Source organism: Acidobacteriota bacterium, assembly GCA_016713675.1.
Lineage (GTDB): Bacteria > Acidobacteriota > Blastocatellia > Pyrinomonadales > Pyrinomonadaceae > OLB17.
In genome coordinates this window covers 83,377-101,083 of record JADJOS010000005.1, presented here as the reverse complement: position 1 = coordinate 101,083, position 17,707 = coordinate 83,377, and the positions used below count along the sequence as shown (strand labels likewise).

General features: G+C 52.2%; 13 protein-coding genes and 1 pseudogene. 4 read left to right on the top strand and 10 right to left on the bottom strand.

The features are described from left to right. Positions 1 to 5: 5 nt before the first annotated feature. The 7 genes and pseudogenes from ftsW to rsmH all read right to left on the bottom strand — a co-directional run bounded on the left by ftsW (position 6) and on the right by rsmH (position 8,736). Positions 6 to 1,166: a putative lipid II flippase FtsW gene (ftsW, locus tag IPK01_17260; protein ID MBK7935181.1), complete on the bottom strand. Its 1,161-nt coding sequence runs from the start codon at positions 1,164 to 1,166 to the stop codon at positions 6 to 8. Further along, a complete protein-coding gene (murD, locus tag IPK01_17255; GenBank protein ID MBK7935180.1) occupies positions 1,166 to 2,545 on the bottom strand; it encodes a UDP-N-acetylmuramoyl-L-alanine--D-glutamate ligase in 1,380 nt (459 codons plus the stop codon). Before murD ends, ftsW begins: the two co-directional genes overlap by 1 nt. Before the next feature lie 11 nt (positions 2,546 to 2,556). Further along, a pseudogene (locus tag IPK01_17250) lies at positions 2,557 to 3,707 on the bottom strand (phospho-N-acetylmuramoyl-pentapeptide-transferase). Between the two features lie 24 nt (positions 3,708 to 3,731). Beyond that, positions 3,732 to 5,204 carry a UDP-N-acetylmuramoyl-tripeptide--D-alanyl-D-alanine ligase gene (gene murF, locus IPK01_17245; GenBank protein ID MBK7935179.1) on the bottom strand — a complete coding sequence of 491 codons (1,473 nt, stop codon included), beginning with the start codon at positions 5,202 to 5,204 and terminating at the stop codon, positions 3,732 to 3,734. Further along, positions 5,201 to 7,225, bottom strand: coding sequence for a penicillin-binding protein 2 (locus IPK01_17240; GenBank protein MBK7935178.1), 2,025 nt, complete (start codon positions 7,223 to 7,225; stop codon positions 5,201 to 5,203). The genes murF and IPK01_17240 overlap by 4 nt, the downstream gene beginning before the upstream one ends. Positions 7,226 to 7,267: 42 nt before the next feature. After that, a complete protein-coding gene (locus IPK01_17235) occupies positions 7,268 to 7,753 on the bottom strand; it encodes a hypothetical protein (protein ID MBK7935177.1) in 486 nt (161 codons plus the stop codon). A gap of 26 nt (positions 7,754 to 7,779) precedes the next feature. Next, positions 7,780 to 8,736 carry a 16S rRNA (cytosine(1402)-N(4))-methyltransferase RsmH gene (gene rsmH / locus IPK01_17230; protein ID MBK7935176.1) on the bottom strand — a complete coding sequence of 319 codons (957 nt, stop codon included), beginning with the start codon at positions 8,734 to 8,736 and terminating at the stop codon, positions 7,780 to 7,782. A 415-nt stretch (positions 8,737 to 9,151) separates the two neighbouring features. Between rsmH and IPK01_17225 the strand changes: the two genes are divergently transcribed. Continuing rightward, positions 9,152 to 9,967: a ZIP family metal transporter gene (locus IPK01_17225; GenBank protein MBK7935175.1), complete on the top strand. Its 816-nt coding sequence runs from the start codon at positions 9,152 to 9,154 to the stop codon at positions 9,965 to 9,967. A gap of 2 nt (positions 9,968 to 9,969) precedes the next feature. Here IPK01_17225 and IPK01_17220 read toward each other — a convergent pair whose 3' ends face one another. Both IPK01_17220 and IPK01_17215 read right to left on the bottom strand, forming a co-directional pair. Further along, positions 9,970 to 10,401, bottom strand: coding sequence for a hypothetical protein (locus IPK01_17220; GenBank protein MBK7935174.1), 432 nt, complete (start codon positions 10,399 to 10,401; stop codon positions 9,970 to 9,972). Between the two features lie 642 nt (positions 10,402 to 11,043). Further along, positions 11,044 to 11,415 (bottom strand): peptidase inhibitor family I36 protein, encoded by a 372-nt coding sequence (locus IPK01_17215; protein MBK7935173.1) that lies wholly within the window; start codon positions 11,413 to 11,415, stop codon positions 11,044 to 11,046. A 913-nt stretch (positions 11,416 to 12,328) separates the two neighbouring features. On the opposite strand from IPK01_17215, the gene IPK01_17210 reads away from it, so the two are divergent. Continuing rightward, positions 12,329 to 13,651 (top strand): aminotransferase class V-fold PLP-dependent enzyme, encoded by a 1,323-nt coding sequence (locus IPK01_17210; GenBank protein MBK7935172.1) that lies wholly within the window; start codon positions 12,329 to 12,331, stop codon positions 13,649 to 13,651. A gap of 9 nt (positions 13,652 to 13,660) precedes the next feature. Here IPK01_17210 and IPK01_17205 read toward each other — a convergent pair whose 3' ends face one another. Next, complete coding sequence (locus IPK01_17205) at positions 13,661 to 14,941, bottom strand: hypothetical protein (GenBank protein MBK7935171.1); 1,281 nt, start codon at positions 14,939 to 14,941, stop codon at positions 13,661 to 13,663. A 286-nt stretch (positions 14,942 to 15,227) separates the two neighbouring features. Between IPK01_17205 and IPK01_17200 the strand changes: the two genes are divergently transcribed. Further along, positions 15,228 to 15,683 carry a hypothetical protein gene (locus IPK01_17200; GenBank protein MBK7935170.1) on the top strand — a complete coding sequence of 152 codons (456 nt, stop codon included), beginning with the start codon at positions 15,228 to 15,230 and terminating at the stop codon, positions 15,681 to 15,683. A 162-nt stretch (positions 15,684 to 15,845) separates the two neighbouring features. Beyond that, on the top strand, positions 15,846 to 17,624 hold the full coding sequence (locus IPK01_17195) for an SLC13 family permease (GenBank protein ID MBK7935169.1): 1,779 nt from the start codon (positions 15,846 to 15,848) through the stop codon (positions 17,622 to 17,624). The last annotated feature ends 83 nt before the right edge of the window (positions 17,625 to 17,707 follow it).

Genomic DNA, 17,707 nt, shown 5'->3' with positions numbered 1-17,707 from the left:
TGCTTTCATGCGGCCCGGGTTCTGCGTCGATACGAACCAAGGCCATTTGCCGGCTCTTTTTTGGGTGTATTTCCGGCGTGCCGCGAGATGCTCAACAAGATCCCCACACCGATCAGCGTAATAAGCACCGAGGATCCGCCATATGATATGAACGGAAGGGGAATACCCTTCGCCGGCAATATCGAGATCACGACGCTGATATTGAACAAGGCCTGGGCGATTATTCCGGTGATCAAACCGATACCAAGCAATGTTCCAAACCTGTCTGGTGCCATCAAAGCTGCTCGGGCTCCCCGCCAAAGCAGCAGTCCGAATACGACAACAACGGCCATTGTTCCAACCAATCCCAACTCCTCGCCTACGACCGAAAAGATAAAATCGGAATAAGGATACGGCAGATAGAACAGCTTCTGCGTTCCCTTGGCAAAACCCTCGCCAAAGATACCGCCCGATCCGATCGCGTAAAGCGATTGCACGACCTGATATGCCTCGTCGTCCGAGTATTTATACGGATCGAGGAACGCCATTATGCGTGCCACCCGCCACGGTGCGAAGAATATCGCACCGGCTCCAATTACTACCAAACCGGCTGCCACGGTCCCGATGTGCATCAATCTCGCTCCGGCTGTAAAATACACCGCTGAGAAGATCGCACAAAGGACGATCGTCGTCCCAAGATCCTTCTCAAGCATTACAAGCCCGGCCAACAGACCAAAGCCGCCTAGCGCGGGCAAAACCGTTGACTTGACCTCGGTTACGGAGTCTTCGTTCTTGGTCAGGAACCACGCAAGGAACATCGGCAATGCGATTTTCGCCAGCTCTGACGGCTGAAATGAGAATCCGCCAAATCTGATCCAACGTTGCGCTCCGTTTATCGGCGGAAACGCGAAAACAGCTAGAAGAGCGATCGACGTTATTGCCAAAATCCCGATTATCACCCACTTGTTTTCAAAAACGTGATAATCAATGCGGCTGACGACGAACATCGCGGCGAGCCCAACGATCACAAAAATACTCTGCTTTACAAAGTAAGTGTACTGGCTGGATTCGCCCGATTCTTTCATAGCCATCATCGCTGAGGCACTGTAGACCATCAGTGCGCCGAAAAGGGCGAGACCGGCCGCGATCACGAACATGAACCAATCTGTACGAAGTTCCTTTGTCATCAAACAACTGCAACTTTTGCGGCCAAATTTGCCACCTGCAACTTGAATTCACGCCCCCGATCCTCGAAACTGCTGAACATATCAAAACTTGCACACGCGGGAGCGAGCAGGACAGCGTCGCCCGTTTCGGCTGCCTCGAAACATCTTTCAACTGCGTCTTTTAACGACTCGGCTCGGATGATGTCGGCATGATCCTTCAATTGTCTTTCAATGTTGTCCGCGTCTTCGCCGATCAATACCAGCGAGCGGACCGAGCCTTCGATCAACGGGATAAGCGGAGCATACGGCGCATTCTTGCCGCGTCCGCCAAGGATCAATATCGTTTTGCCCTCGCCTTCGCTCAATGCCTCGACGGCTTTCATCGTCGCATCTACGGATGTTGCCTTCGAATCGTTATAGAACTTTACGCCATCTATCTCAGCGACAAATTCGATCCGATGTTCGACACCTTTGAAATTGGAGACCGTTTCCCGCATCGATTCGGGCGAAGCTCCGCAAGCCAGTCCCGCCGCAAATGCCGCAAGCACATTCTCGACGTTGTGCATCCCGCGCAAAAAGATCTCGTCGCGCGACGTCAGAACCTTTTCTTTGCCGTTCGCCTTGCAAATTAGCTCGCGGCCGCGAAGAAAAAGGCCGTCGTCGAGTTGGTGTTTCACGCTGAACATTACGACATTGGCGTTCAAACCGCTTGCCCATTCGGCAGTGATCGGATCATCCGCGTTTAGCACAGCCACGTTTTCTGCGGTCTGGTTCTTGAAGATCCGGTGCTTGGCGGCCGCATAATCGAGGAAAGATTCGTAGCGGTCAAGATGATTCGGGGTGACATTGAGGCACAAAGCCACATCAGGCCTAAAATCGACGATCGTCTCAAGCTGAAAACTGGAAAGTTCGGCGACCGTCCACGTGTGTTCATTCGCCGTTTCGACGAGCGACAACAAGGGCGTGCCGATGTTTCCGCCGACCAGCGTATCAATGCCGGCATTCTTGAGCATTTCGCCGATCAGCGTGGTAGTTGTGGTCTTGCCGTTCGAACCGGTGACAGCAACGACACGGCCATTGAGAAAACGCGAAGCGAGTTCGATCTCACCGATGACTTCGCCGTCCTTGCGATCGACATATCGAGCAGGGATCGTATTTGTTGGTACGCCCGGCGAGATCACCACGAGATCGATCTGATCTAGCAGCCACGACGGCAACTCGCCGCCGATAAGGCCGATGCCATGCATTTCTTTCAGCGAACGCGCCGCGTCCGACCATTCCTCGACCGGCTTACGATCGTGCAGAGCGACCGTCGCACCGCGTTCGGCAAGGAACTTCGCCGATGCGATACCCGATCTCCCGGCACCGAGAACCAATGATTTTCTTCCTTCGATCTGCATCAACAAAACTCTTATCTCAACTTCAAAGTCGACAAACTCAACAACGCAAAAAGGATCGCGATAATTACAAACCGAAACACGATCTTCGGCTCTTTCCAGCCGGACATTTGGAAATGGTGATGCAGCGGGGCCTGCCGGAAGATTCGTTTTCCGACGCCGGATGTCCGCTTTGTGAACTTAAAGAAAGACACCTGGATCATCACCGACACGGCCTCGAGAATGAATACGCCGCCAATGAATGGCAGCAAGAACTCTTGTTTGGTCAGGATCGCCACCGTGCCCAGTGCTCCGCCGATCGCGAGCGAACCGACGTCGCCCATGAATACTTCCGCCGGCGGCGAGTTATACCAAAGGAAGCCGAGGCTCGCACCAACCATCGCCCCGCAGAATACTGTCAATTCGGCGGACGCCGGATTATGCGTTAGATCGAGCCGTTCCGCCCAGCGTGCGTCACTTGAAACATAGGTCAACGCGGTAAGTGCGGACATCGCAATGAACGTAACGCTCGAAGCCAGGCCGTCTAGGCCATCCGTCAAATTTACGGCATTCGACGACCCGAGCAGGATGAAGATCATGAATACAAGATAGCCCGCCGGATAGATATAGCTGATGCTCAAGGCCGGATTCGTTTCCGCCGTGGCCTTGAGAAACGGAATGCTCAAATTCCAGGCGTAATTAGTGAGAAAATACAGTACCGACCAAATGACGAGAGCAGTGATAAGCTGGCCTGCAAGTTTCTGAACACCTGTCAGGCCCAAACTTCGCTTCTTAACGATCTTGATATAATCATCCGCAAATCCGATGGCAGCGAACATCGTAGTAGCGATCAGTGCGAGCCACAAATACAGGCTGTCGAAACGCCCCCATAGCAATGACGATATGATCACCGAGCCGATTATCAGCACGCCGCCCATCGTCGGTGTTCCCTTTTTTCCTGATGTTCGATCGAGAGCTCTTCTCTGATCTCCTGGCCGACCTTCAGTTCCTGGAGTTTTTTGATGACCCATTTACCGAGAAACAACGAGATGAGAAGCGACGAGATCGTCGCCATTCCTGTTCGAAAAGTAACATACTGGAAAACGTTGAGGGCCTTGACGAAATACGACTCGCTGGTAGCGGCGTTTTCCTTAAAGATCAATTGATATAGAAGGTAATAGAGCATTGGTCGATCTCGGATCCGCGAAAATCACTGCCGCGTCGCCGCTTTTCCCTCCAGTTCGAATTTTTCCAGCAACTTCTCGATGACCTTTTCGGTCCTGACGCCCCGCGAACCTTTGACCAGGACCACATCACCTGCCCTGACTTCTTCGGCAAGCATTTCGCCCGCCATTTCCGAATCATCTGCAAATCGTGAATCCTCAAGACCGGCATCAGCCGCTCCGCTCGCAAGGTCGCGTGCAAAACCGCGAACGCCGATGAGTATATCAGCACCGAGCTTCGCAATCGACTCTCCCGTGTCTCTGTGGATATTTGCAGCATTCTCGCCAAGTTCCAGCATTTCGCCTGCGACGACTATTTTCCTCTGATCGGTCTTTACCCCACCGATCAGCGTCTCGACCATAGAAAGCAATGCATCAGGATTTGAGTTGTACGAATCGTTAATTACGATGAACCTGGCCGCGAATCGCAGTATTTCGCCTCGCTGCGGCGGAGCCGAAACCGAGCCAAGAGCCGACGCGATCTCATCCCCGGACATACCAGAATTATGGCCAACCGCCGCCGCAGCTAGAGCATTGAGAATGTTGTGTTTTCCGTTGAGAGGAAAACTAACGTTTGCCGAGCCCGTCGGAGTTTTCAGCACAAAGCTCGTCGCGCCAAATCCGGTAAACTTTATCTCATTTGCAGTTATATCAGCGGGCTTCTCAATTCCGTAAGTAATTACCGAACCTTTAGATTTTCCTGCCATCGCCGCAACTCTCGCGTCGTCGGCATTCAGGATAGCAACACCGCCGTCCTTCATTCCTTCGACAAGCTCAGCTTTCGCGGCCGCAACAGCATCGATCGAACCGAGGTGTTCAACGTGAACGGGCAGCACGTTCAGTTCGACCGCAACATCGGGCGGTGTTATTCGGCACAACCGAGCGATCTCGTTGAGCGGTGTGGACATTCCCATCTCGAGAACAGCCACGTCGAAACTCGCATCCTTGGCTAGATTCAGGACCGTCAGCGGATGGCCGAGGCCGTTGTTGTAATTTTTGATGTTGCGCAGCACTTTGCGGCCGGAGGCTTCGAGTACGTGAGCGGTCAATTCTTTGGCGGTCGTCTTTCCCGCACTCCCCGTAATAGCCACTACGGGCCTGTCCCATTCGAGATAAACGCCGTGAGCCAATCGCTGAAATGCGGCAATAGCGTCGTCAACAAAAATTAACCTGTCTTCAAATTGTTTGAGGTCCTCTTCGTGTTCGTCAAATCGATCGCGTCTCACAACGGCGGCAACTGCCCCGGAGGCGAGAGCCGAAGCCGCGTATTTTGTCGAATCATCAAAATCGCCGTTGAAGCCGTTCGCCTTGTATTCCGGCTGCGAAAGGGCAAAAAACACGTCGCCCGCCTTAACCTCACGTGAGTCGATCACAAAATTTGTGACTTCACGTTCGGACAAAGCGGGGTCGAGTAATGGCGCGTCGCCATTGATATATCTAATTGCAGTTTCGAGTTTCAAGTTTCCGCCAATTCCGTCAATGATCTGATTCCAGCTTTATCGGCCACTGTATTGCCGGGGATCCTTTTTCCGTTGCCCTGTTTCTTTTCGGGCTCTTTCTTTACCTCTTTTGTCTTCTTGGGAGGTTTAGTTGATTTGTCGATCGTTGCCGCGGTCTTCTTGTCTTCGCCTTTTTCTGACTTTGCCGACCTCGTCTCATTTGCGTCTGGATCGGACGTCACGGCTTCAGGGATGTCCTGCGCGACGGGCAACTCTTTCACCGCCGGCCCGTCTTGCTGAATACCGAGTTCCGGCAAGATCTGCTCGGCAATACTCTTGAAGATCGGAGCGGCTACTCCGCCGCCGTCACGCGGTCCGGCCTTTGGCTCGTCGATAACGATAGCGATCACGATCTCCGGATCGATCGCCGGTGCCATGCCGATGAATGACGAGACATATTTGCTCGAATCGATTGATTTTGTCGCCGAATTGAATTTCCACGCTGTTCCGGTTTTCCCTCCGGCAGTATAGCCATTCAACTGGGCGCGTCTGCCCGTTCCCGTCAACACGACCTGTCGAAGCATCGTGCGGAGATTGCGTGCCGTTTCGACCGACACAACCCTTGTATTTTCGGAATTGTTCGAAGGTGCGACTTTTTCCTCCGGCTTGCGAATTTCCTTGATTATACGCGGTTTAACCTTGATCCCGTCATTTGCTATCGTCGCAAAAGCCGTTGCCATTTGCAACGCCGTCACGCCAATTTCGTAACCGATCGACATTGATGCCAACGAATCACCGTTCCACTTTTCCGGCGACCGCAAAATGCCGCCGGTCTCGGCCGGTAATTCGATTCCCGACTTACTTCCGAAGCCCATTTTTTGGAGCATCGAATAGAAATCATCTTTGCCGACCCGCATGCCCGTTTTGATCGCGCAGACGTTGCTCGAATGTGCCATCGCCTGTGAATAACTGACCGAGCCGACATGATGCGAATCGGTGAATTTGTGATCCGCGACCGTGATCGTGCCGTTTCCCGCATCGATCATATCTGTCGGCACAAATAGATTCTTTTCGAGCCCCGAGCCATATGTGACCAACTTCATCACCGAGCCAGGCGAATAGACGCTCTGGATCGCATGATTAGTGATGTTCCCGGGCAACGCCGCCTTGATCGTATTCGGATCAAAGGTGGGATAGTTTGCTAACGCGATGATCTCGCCGGTCTTGGGAATCATGGCAATGGCGATGCCGGATTTGGCATTAGCTGCTTTAACGCCGTTCTCCAGAGCTTGTTCTACCTTGAATTGAAATGACGTTCCGATCGTCAACGCGATATCGCCCGGCGACTCGCGTTCGTAGACCGTTTCGTCGTAAATTCGCCCGAGCCGGTCACGCTCCTGCATTTTCTTTATGACGGCACCGTGGAGAACGTCGTCCTGCGACTGTTCGATCCCTGCCATTCCGTTATCGTCTGCGTTGCTGAATCCGATAATGTGGGCAGCGAGCGAGCCATACGGATAACTGCGCATCTGATCCTCGGTCCAGTGCAGTCCTTCGAACTGCGGCAGATCGGCCTTTTTAACGCCGTCAGCGGCGAGTGCCTTGTTCAGCTTTTGTACGGTCTCTTCGTCGATCTTTTTAAGGAGCGGGACGAATCGCTTTTTGGCAGCTTTTGAATCGGCAAGCTGTTTTGATAATTGAGTGGCGTCGAGCTTAAGCGTCTTCGCGATCGCCTTGGCGGTCTTGTTCGTATCGACGATCTCGGTGGCATCGGCATAAAGCGTCTTTACCTTGATGCTCATTGCTAGCGCACGATTGTCGCGGTCGTAGATCGTACCGCGGAGCATCTTGCTCTTCTTGATATCCTGCCGCTGGTCGACAGCCTTTTCCTTGAGCCATTCGTGCTGAGTGACCTGCAGGTGAACGAGGCGGACGCTGATCCCAAGGATCCAGATCGTAAACACGCCCACGATCAGCATAAATCGCGTAAATGCGACCTGTGTCGAATTTGATCTTTTTCTTTTCTTTGTGCGGGTAGCCATGGAGGTTCGTTTTTTCGCTCAGCTCATTTGAATAGTGAATGGTCATTCGGCCTGGTCACGGCGAACTGCCTGTTCGGGCCTTGCCGGTTTGGGCGAAGTCATCCGCACAGATGCAGTTAGCATCGTGTAACCATCGACCCGCTTCTCAACCGGCTTAGCCGAGGCTAGGGCGGCCGGGATGTCACGGTCTTTCGCTGCAGCGGCAGGCTTTACAGGTTGAGCAGCGGCCATTTCCGGCTGATCGATGCTGAACTTCTTGGCGACGCGCTTGATCTCATTTGGCGACAGAGCGACTTCGCGGGCCAATATCAGGCGGCGTTTTTCCGTTTCGAGATCTTCGATCTGTTTTCTCAGGCGTGAGTTCTTAATACTGTAGTCCCAGGAGGAGAAATGCTGCCGGGCGGCAAAGAATGAGCCTGACACCACGATCAGCGAACAAAGGCTCATCAACATGTAGAGTTTCCAACGGCTGGCTGCGGTCTTTTTTGCGGGGCGTGAGATACGCGATCTCTGTGGCTTTACTGACATTTCTTGATTCCTCCAGGGGCTACTAACTATTCAACTTCAAGTCCGAGCTTTCTTACGGCTCGCAATTTAGCACTTCGAGAACGTGGATTCTCTCGCTGCTCGTCGTCGGTCGGGATGACCGGCTTTCGTGTCAAAATCTCAACCTTTTTCGCCGCACCGCAGACGCATTGTGGAATGCGTGGCGGACAGATGCATTTACCATTCAGCCGCTGGAATGCATGTTTGACGATGCGGTCCTCGAGCGAGTGAAAGGTTATCACTGCGAGAACGCCGCCGGTTTTCAAAACCTTTATCGAGTCGTTCAAGAACTGCTCGATTATTTCAAGTTCGCCGTTCACGGCGATCCGCAATGCCTGAAACGTTCGCGTCGCCGGATGGATCTTGTCGTTCTTGCCCCGCTTTACCGTTCTCTCCAGCAGCTCGGCCAGTTGACGCGTCGTTTCGATCGGTTCGCCGTTCTTTCTCTTTTCAACTATCCGCCGTGCGATCTTTCGCGACTGCCGTTCCTCACCAAACTGATAAATGATGTTCGCGAGATCTGTTTCGTCCGTTCTCGCTATCAATTCCGCGGCCGTCTCGATGCCCTCTTCGGGGTTCATCCGCATATCGAGCGGAGCGTCAAAGCGAAAGCTGAACCCGCGGCTTTCGTCATCCAGCTGCATCGACGAAACGCCCAGATCGGCAATGATGCCGTCGATGCTCTCGTTTTCAACCACGCTCGCTATCTCGGAGAAGTTCGCGTGAACGCTTCGGAATCGCGGCCCGTATTTCGCCAGCCGCTCTCCGGCCATCGCGATCGCTTTGCGGTCCTGGTCGATGCCTATGACGTTTGCCGTGTCAGACGAAGCAAGGATCGCCTCACTGTGGCCGCCCAGCCCTAAGGTCGCGTCGACAAATGTCCCGCCCTTGCCTGTTTCGAGCAGAGCCAAAACTTCGTCGAGCAGTACCGATCGATGCGTAAAGTCAGCTTCGTTACTTTGCATCTTCAAAGAGCAAACTGCTTCGGTCTGTTCCCGCCCACCGGAACACGCCATTTGGCGTTGGATTTTCTTTAATGTTTACTGTTTTTTGCGGCTCGATATTTGCCGGTCACGCCCGTCACGTTCTCGATCAAAGTATTTTCGCCGCGGCGAATCTGGTCGTTTCGAACTGTCAGATTCCGTTTAAACTCTTAAGCACCTATGCGCGCCTTTTCGTTTGTTTAGGATCTTGTCATTTCGTTTGATCAAATGCTAATAGGGATAATACGTGCTATCGCGAATCTGTGTCAAGCATTTTTGCGCTTTTTTTGATTAAACATGAGAATAAGATTTTCGCAGCTTCGCCAAAGTCATGCAGCCGTTCATTTTTGGCTTTTTCGTGTTCCCTGTAATAGGATGTTTAGTTCGCGGGGGTTTAATGGACTCAGCCTTTTTACAATTACTGATCTTCGGGATCTTGGCCGCCGCCGCGAATGTTTTCGGCGGGCTTATCCTGTTTCCGTCGCACGCCCACGGACGTTTCAAACACCTCCTCAAATATCTGCTCGCGATCGGTGCCGGATTTATGCTGGCCGTGACTATCGTCGAGATACTGCCGAAGGTCGTCGAGCTGTGGCACAAGGACGGCCAGCCCATCGGCGAGGCCCTCGTCATTCCGATGATGCTGTTGCTCGCGGGATATTTGCTGACGCAATTTGTCGAACACACCATCGCTCCGCATTTTCATCTCGGCGAAGAGATGCACTGCGAAGACGACGAGCACGAGCACGAGATCATCTCCGCCACCTCAGCCTACACCGCGGTCGGCGGATTGCTCGTCCACACATTTTTTGACGGCGTTACGATCGCCGCCGCGTCGCAGGTAGATATAAAGGTCGGCTTTCTGGTATTCATCGCGGTCTTTCTTCACAAATTTCCCGAGGGATTCACGATCGGCTCAATGGTCCTCGCCGCAGGCCGCGGCCGTAAACAAGTGATGATCGCCACGTCACTGATGGGAATCACCACCTTGCTCGGTGTCCTTGTCTATTACTTTGTCGGAGCCAACCTCGGCGTCACCGTCGCCTACGCATTACCGGTCGCCGCCGGAGTAACACTCTATGTTGCCGCCAGCGACCTCATCCCCGAGGTTAACCACCATGGCGGCGGCAGTTCGTGGATCTCACTGTCCGTATTCGCCGGCGTCGCACTATTCTTCGGACTGCACTTCGTACTTCATTCGATCGTCGGCTAGATCTAGATATTATCTTTCGCAGTCCGTTTCTTTTTGTTAGATCGGTGGTTTTGGACGCTGGCCGGGACTCGCGCACTTCGGAGGTCGAGGGTCAGGATGCCTTGGTCATCGAAATGGGCGCCGTGGAACTGGACCGTTTCGGGCAGGTCGATCCCCTGTTCCTGTATCAGCCCGTACGCAAAGATCCGCCGTCCGCCGCACCGCCCTCGCGTCGACACCTTAAAGGTATCGGCCGCCTCGGTATGGGTTCGCTTGATACCGATACGGTGGTTTACCGGATCGTAGAACAGATGAACGACCTTCGGTTCTCCGAGTTGTTCATACGTGACGCGGGTAAAGGATATCTTGCCCTTCGGATTCATCGTCACATAAGGTGCGAGCCATCTCCCGCTGGAATCCCGGCGTCGTTTTACCTGCTGCCAATTTGTTTTCATAATTCAAAAAAACACCTCCGAAACTATTGTCGCACATTTGCCTGTTTGTTGCAAGCATAATACAGACACTAATTTTCTCCACGATCTCTGCAAAAACTCCGCGACCTCCGCGTGGAATCCCCGACGTCCTATTCAACGCCCCGAACGCAACGAATGATGCAGAGTTCGCCGAAAATGCCTGGCGAAATTACTCATTGACCGTCTACATGACGCTCCGACCGTTTGATCGGCGGCCTGATCACATTCGTACCCGCGTGACGACACAAGATTGATCAAAGGCCTCGATCTCACACCCAAGCCCCAAAAACCCATTGATACTGACTCTATTTTTTGTGTAACTGGACCCCTTTTTCTGTGCAACTGACCCCCTTTTTTAGTGCAGCCAAGCGGCATTTTAGTGTTGCTGATCGTTTTCGGCAGTTCTCACTTAACAACCACGAACAAACACAAAAAAAGACACGAACAAGGATCTCTCCTATTCGTGCCCTTTCGTGTAATTTCGTGGTTAAGATCTTGCTCCACCGCCCAGAACCACCGAACGCCGAAGCGGCGTCCGCCCGGACAAGAGTGTCGTACTCCGCCAGACCGCCTCACCGCCAACAACCCACGCGGGCGGTGACCCAAATTGTCCCCGTGTCCCGTTTATTTCGGAACTATGCGAAACGACGAGATCTTGTCATTCCATCCATTCGAGACCAGCGTTTTTATCGTCGCCGGTCCGGTCACCGTCCACGAAGTGCCCTTGAAGTTGATATCTCGAAACACGATCAACTTAAGTTCGCTGCCCACTTTGAGTGATGAGATGCGGTCGTTCCAGTTAGGCGTGCCGAGTGCTCCGGTGTTATAACTGCGAAGGTCGGCTTCCTCTCTTATCCCATTGAAACTCATATAGGCCCCACCGTAATTGGTATGTTCATAAACAAGAACCTGATTCGATGTCTGCGCGAAGTTCGTAACCGTCAACGCAATCCCGATCGTGAGTGTGAATAGTATCGCTTTCATGTACCTTAACATTTCATTTTCCTCCTACTCCTTTTTACGCTAGGTCCTGTGGCTACTCTTGTAGACCCCGATCTTCGGGGCCAGAGCCACCAGATCCGTTTTACCGAAGATCTTCGGTCTTCGGCACACACCCTTCCAATACGCGAGTGCCGTGCCACGACGGTAAGTATCAGCGTACCTATCATTTGCGTGTAAGCCCTGGGTGTAAGTCGATCAAAAACCGGGGACTTTTTCGCGGCGTTGATTATTTCGAGTGGGCAAAATGCCGGCTTTTCGGGTTTACGACATGACGCCGTTAAACAACGCGGCCACTAACTTCAAACTTGCCGGACGGCTGTGGAAGAGTGCAATAGTTTGGAAGATCGCAGGGCAGGCCGAATTTTCTTAGTCGCCACCGGCGACAAACATATATAGCCTAGGGTGTAGGCCGAGAGGCCGGAACCCTAGGTTAGGTTCGAACGCGATTTCCGACGCTGAAAGTGTCGAACAAAAAGACCGCATTGTTCGTCCCGTTCTGGCACACAAAACGTGCCAGTGTTGAGGTAGGCCCACAACCGCAGGGACGGGAAATTTTGGGTGGCCAATACCTAGGGTTCCACTCGCTGCTCGTTCCACCCCAGGCTTTAATATCCGTCGCCGTTGGCGACAAGAGGTTCCGAACGTTTAGCAACCACTACACAAAAAAGACACGAACAAGAATCTCTCCTATTCGTGCCCTTTCGTGTAATTTCGTGGCTAAATCTCTTTCGCGGCTCGTGGACCAAGGACCAGACCGCATCACCACCAACAACCAACGCGACCACTACCTTCAAACTTGCCGGACGGCCGTGGAAGAATGCAATACGATTGGAAAATCGCAGGTCAGAACCCGAGTTCTTAAATCAGTGCGTGTTTCTATTCTTTCCTACACCGTATACTAGATCGCATGGACAAGCCCAAACTAAGTCGAGGCAGGCTATTGGCATCTGCGGGTAAGGGTCTCGGATTGATGGCGATCTTGTCGCCATCGATAACTTCGCTGTACAAGAATGTTAAGGACGCGGGGCTTGGTGTCGATCACCTTTCGCCTTTGGAAGCTGCGACACACGAAGAATACTGGGCCGAGATCTCCAAAGCGTTTACCATCTCACGAAGCAATATTAACCTAAACAGCGGTTGGACCAGCCCGAGCCCGAAGATGGTTTCGGAGGCGTACGTGCGTTACAAGCATCAAGAGGACGCGACTTCCTCGACGATGTGGCAGCTACTGGAACCGCAAGCCGAAACGATCCGTGCAGGACTGGCAAATCTCTTCGGGTGTGACGCCGACGAGATAGCCATCACGCGGAATGCTTCGGAATCCCTACAGATCCTTTTGCTTGGCCTCGATATTCGATCAGGCGACGAAGTGATCGCGACATCGCAGGACTATCCCCGAATGTTGACCGCTCTTCGTCAAAGGGAAATGCGCGAAGGGCCGCGTCTCAAACTGGTCAAGATACCGCTCGCTCCGTTTTCTACCGACGAGATCGTTGGCGCGATCGAATCCGCGATAACTCCGCAGACCCGGCTGATACTGATCTCGCATATGATCAATATCACGGGCCAGATAATGCCGGTTCGAAAGATCTGCGATATGGCCAGATCTCGCGGCATCGAGACGGTCGTGGATGGGGCACATTCCTTTGCGCAGCTCGATTTCAAACGAGGTGATCTGCAATGCGACTATTTTGGGAGTTCGCTGCATAAGTGGCTCTACACGCCGAAAGGCGCCGGGTTGCTTTATGTGAAAAAAGACAAGATCCCGAATGTATGGCCATTGATGGCTTCTGAAGACAGATTAAAATCCGACATTCGCAAGTTCGAAGAAATAGGCACGCATTCTTCGGCGACCAGACTTGCGATCGGCGAGGCCTTATTATTTCACGAAGCGATCGGGCCGAAGCGAAAAGAGGAACGCCTACGACACTTGTCGTCCTATTGGATGAGCCGTCTGAAGACCTTGCCCCGTGTAACGTTCAACACGTCGTTCGATCCGGAACAGTTTTGTGCTATCGCTAATTTTTCTATCGAGGGCGGCGACGTAACGAAGATCACTAAATATTTAATGGCAAGACACAAGATAATAGCGACTCCGATAGTTCACGATGAATTTTCAGGGATCCGCGTCACGCCAAACATATTTACGAAGATCGGGGAACTTGACCGCTTTTGTAAAGTGATTGAGAAAATGACGCAAAAGGCCCTACCAAAGGAGCTACGTTCTTAATTTGCTACCTCAATGTCCCAGCACCTCGGCAACGCCTGAAGAAACTGAATATGCGATCGGCACCACCATCTTTGTGACTTTTGCCCAGGCAATTCTCGTTGCCTCAAATGTTCGAAAGTGTCGCCGGACGTTTCGATGGTACTTCGCCAAGTCCGTTCGGATCTGTTCGAACTGCTGTGTGCCGAAATATTCACACAGCTTCGGAACGGTTGAATCGAGTTTCCTTGTCATCTCGTCGATCACCAATTCGTACCGATCCCGCTGAGTAATATAGGTCAGTAGAGGTTTGTACCTAATCCAACCTATCGCCGCCTTGATAAAACGCTGGAGAACGAATCCATCGTGTGCATTGACGCCGCTCAGTTCGGTCGGCAGGACGCCGTTGAGCAGATGTTTGTATTCTAGAAAGGCGTCGTGAAACGTGTAGCACGGAACTTTTATAACCTTATACGGAGTGAGCGTAGTGCTCATAAAGGCATCTTCGCCGCGTGCTTCCGGAGGGTTGAAGAACGCCGGCAAAGTTCTAATACGTTCGAGATTGAAGCATAGATTCGCCCCGGAGATAAATTTCATTCCCGACACTGCCTCGACCTCGCTCGTCCCACCCTGTTCTATTAGGTCCGCATCGGCATATGTCACGCCATTGTTCGCGATGATCGTCCGTTCCACGCTTTCCCAGCTGATGATGTCGTTACTTGTCGCATCAATAAACTCGCGAAAGTCGTCCTGCGTCAGCACATCGTTAAACTTTATCTTGGGGATCGGCGAGATATATCCGCAGTGATGTCCGTGGGTGATGTCTGCATCACCACCGCATTTCAGGTGTGTTCCTAGAACGCTTTGTCCCGTCCAGATCAGGTTCTGTGCTTTGTTTCGGGCAACGGCCAGCGGATATTCATCGTCGTCGATGAACAGCAATCGGTCCATCTTTTTCTTGGCGGCGAAATATAGCGCGGCGTTCCTTTTCTTTGCATAGCCATCACCAAAGATCAGGTCGCCTTCGGTCTTGTCGATAATGCCGCGGGCGATCAAGTCTGCTCTTTCCTCGTCTAGAGCCTTGCGGCCGTAAAAGTTTATCGATTCGACCTTTTCGGAAAGTGCGGGTGCAATGTTTCGATAATCGCTTCGCTTAGTATTGAAATAATCGAGATCGTAAACTACAAACAAATGCAGCCGAACAGACATGTCGGCGATCAATCCGTGTTCCAACCAATTGTTCACGTACGTACGCAATACATTCTGAAAATGCTTGCGTCCCGTGACAAACGCGATTCCGACATTCATGGTCATACGGCCATTATACCGAACTTACCGAGTTCCGGCTAAACACCGGCGCGAAGAGGCTCCGGAGAGTAGCTGTAAAACCGGCAGAGCAAAAATTACAAATCGGGATCCATGCTGTAAACTGATACTGTATCTTGCTATTTCGTCCGAAGCGGTTGGCCATCGAAGGGATGGGGAGCAGTGACCCGGACTTTCTTTTTTTTCGTGCGAGACGTCCGTGCCTCCGCTACCACGTCTCATTAGATCCAACCGCCTTCCTGATGTTGTGGGTCCAAATATTCAAGGGGAAAATATGAACGCTGAAAAAGGAAGTGCTGAAAATAACATCTGGCAAAATCCGTTACTTAGAAAAGTCGCGATCTACGGGACTGTTCTGCTCGCCGTATTTTTGATCGGATTCGTTCCGATGTGGCTGACTGCTCGCAGCCGGGCAAACGATCTTGCCGCAGTCCAGGTTCAGTTGAAAGCGGCTAAGTTGCAAAACCTGCTTGCCTCGTCGGTAATCAATGCTCGACGCGGTGAATACGAACCGGCACGTAAATCCGCAAGTGATTTTTTCACCAGTTTACGGTCGGAGTTGGAACTTGAGAATAACTCGGCCCTGTCGCAAGCCCAGCGAGACAGCGTAAAACCGTTGCTTTCTCAACGGGACGAAATAATTACGCTGCTATCCCGCAGCGACCCGGCCTCGGCGGATCGCCTTTCGGACTTTTATGTTTTGTACCGCAAGGTGTTCGAGGGGACATAGAAAGTCGTTTTTCATCAATCATTTTGGTTCACGAAGCTTTTGCCCCTCGGCACTGTCATCTAACAGCGCGGAGAGCCGAACGACTTGATCTCTCTAAAAAAGAGCCTATTTCAACTAAAAAAAAGACAACTCAAACACATCTGACTGTTCGCAAGTGGCCCTATGAACTTTGAGATCATATTCGTATTTGCAGTTTTGCTGCTCGCGGTTTTTCTCTTTGTGACCGAGAAATTACCGGTCGATCTTGTCGCTCTCCTCGTTATGGCCTTGCTCCTGGTCAGCGGTGTCGTCACGCCTGCGCAAGGGTTAGCCGGTTTTAGTAACACGGCAACGATCACAGTCGGAGCGATGTTCATTTTGAGTGCCGGACTGTTTAAGACCGGGGCGGTTGGCTTTCTTGGCAATATAGTTACCCGTATCTTCAAAGGACCGTTTGTTTTGGCGATCCTTGCAGTCATGATAATCGTCGGTTTTTTGTCGGCATTTATTAACAATACTCCCGTCATCGCGATCTTTCTGCCGATTCTTCTCGGTGCCGCCCGCCAAACCGGTGTTAGCGTATCTAAAATATTAATGCCTGTATCGTTTGCGTCCATGTTTGGCGGGGTTTGTACTCTGATCGGCTCATCGACGAACATATTGGTCAGTTCGATCGCTGAAGAGCAAGGCCTTCCGCCGTTTTCGATGTTCGAATTCGCACCGCTCGGCCTGATCCTATTTGCGGCCGGTACGGCCTATATGCTTTTTGTCGGCATTCGTTTAATTCCCGAACGCCGCGGCCAGGGCGATCTGACGGAATCATTTTCGCTCAGTGAATATTTGACAGAGATCGTTCTGCTGCCTAACGCGGCCTCAATAGGCTATGCGATCAAGGATTCCCCGCTCGTAAAGGATCTCGACATTGGCATCCTTGAGATCCGTCGCGAAGACGAGACGATCCAACAGCCAAAGGGCAATGTCATCTTACGTTCAAACGATCACCTGCTGGTACGTTGCGATCTGGAGAAAATTCGCACCCTGCAGGAACGCACCGGCATAATCTTCAAACCGCAGGCAAAATGGGGCGACGATAGCCTAACCTCGCAAGACTATCGTTTGATCGAAGCCGTTGTAGTTCCAAATTCACCACTCGTCCGCAGCACGCTCCAAAGATCCAATTTCCGCGAGAACTACGGTGCTACCGTTCTTGCGATTCGCCACCGAGGCGAGCTTTTACGCGAGAAACTTTCCGACACCGTCCTAAGCGGAGGCGATGTCTTGCTCCTCGAAATTCACCAGGACAGGCTTAATGCATTCAAGCGGAACAAGGAATTCATCGTGACGTCAGAACTGGAAGCTGTCGAATTTCGGCGCGACAAGGTCGTGATCGCAACGGTCATCGTTATTGGAGTCATCCTTGCCGCAAGTCTGAATGTTGCACCGATCGTCGTTGCCGCCGCGATCGGTGCGATCCTGCTGGTTCTGACAAAATGCATCACGCTCGACGAAGCGTATCAAGCGATCGACTGGAAGATCATCTTTCTCCTTGCGGGCGTCTTATCGCTCGGGATCGCACTCGAAAAGACCGGTGAGGCACGCATCATCTCGACACTACTGGTTTCGACTGTCGGAACGCTTGGCCTTATTGCTTTAGTTTCAGCCCTTTGCCTGCTGACATCGATTTTGACCGAAATGATGTCGAATAATGCGACGGCGGCACTGCTTGCCCCGATCGCGATCGCAACCGCCGCGACGCTCGGTGTAAACCCTGAGCCGTTTCTCGTGGCCGTCACGTTTGCAGCATCTGCCAGCTTCATGACGCCGGTCGGCTATCAAACTAACACGATGATCTACGGGCCCGGACAGTACAAGTTCTTCGATTTCGTCAGGGTTGGAACCCCGCTCAACATAATCTTTTGGATACTGGCTACGGTCTTGATACCGGTATTCTGGAAATTCTAATTGATCTCCAAGTCTGGTCCGACTCTCACTACAAACTCGTGTCCGATACACTTGGATAATTATTGGTGTGGGTCCATGTCATC

Bases quoted from the DNA above. Each gene is read 5' to 3' on its own strand.
- IPK01_17200 (MBK7935170.1), top strand. From the start codon at position 15,228: ATGAACGCTGAAAAAGGAAGTGCTGAAAATAACATCTGGCAAAATCCG.
- IPK01_17240 (MBK7935178.1), bottom strand. From the start codon at position 7,225: ATGGCTACCCGCACAAAGAAAAGAAAAAGATCAAATTCGACACAGGTC.
- IPK01_17210 (MBK7935172.1), top strand. From the start codon at position 12,329: ATGGACAAGCCCAAACTAAGTCGAGGCAGGCTATTGGCATCTGCGGGT.
- rsmH (MBK7935176.1), bottom strand. From the start codon at position 8,736: ATGCAAAGTAACGAAGCTGACTTTACGCATCGATCGGTACTGCTCGAC.
- IPK01_17225 (MBK7935175.1), top strand. From the start codon at position 9,152: ATGGACTCAGCCTTTTTACAATTACTGATCTTCGGGATCTTGGCCGCC.
- IPK01_17195 (MBK7935169.1), top strand. From the start codon at position 15,846: ATGAACTTTGAGATCATATTCGTATTTGCAGTTTTGCTGCTCGCGGTT.
- IPK01_17235 (MBK7935177.1), bottom strand. From the start codon at position 7,753: ATGTCAGTAAAGCCACAGAGATCGCGTATCTCACGCCCCGCAAAAAAG.
- IPK01_17205 (MBK7935171.1), bottom strand. From the start codon at position 14,941: ATGACCATGAATGTCGGAATCGCGTTTGTCACGGGACGCAAGCATTTT.
- murD (MBK7935180.1), bottom strand. From the start codon at position 2,545: ATGCAGATCGAAGGAAGAAAATCATTGGTTCTCGGTGCCGGGAGATCG.
- ftsW (MBK7935181.1), bottom strand. From the start codon at position 1,166: ATGACAAAGGAACTTCGTACAGATTGGTTCATGTTCGTGATCGCGGCC.
- IPK01_17215 (MBK7935173.1), bottom strand. From the start codon at position 11,415: ATGTTAAGGTACATGAAAGCGATACTATTCACACTCACGATCGGGATT.
- IPK01_17220 (MBK7935174.1), bottom strand. From the start codon at position 10,401: ATGAAAACAAATTGGCAGCAGGTAAAACGACGCCGGGATTCCAGCGGG.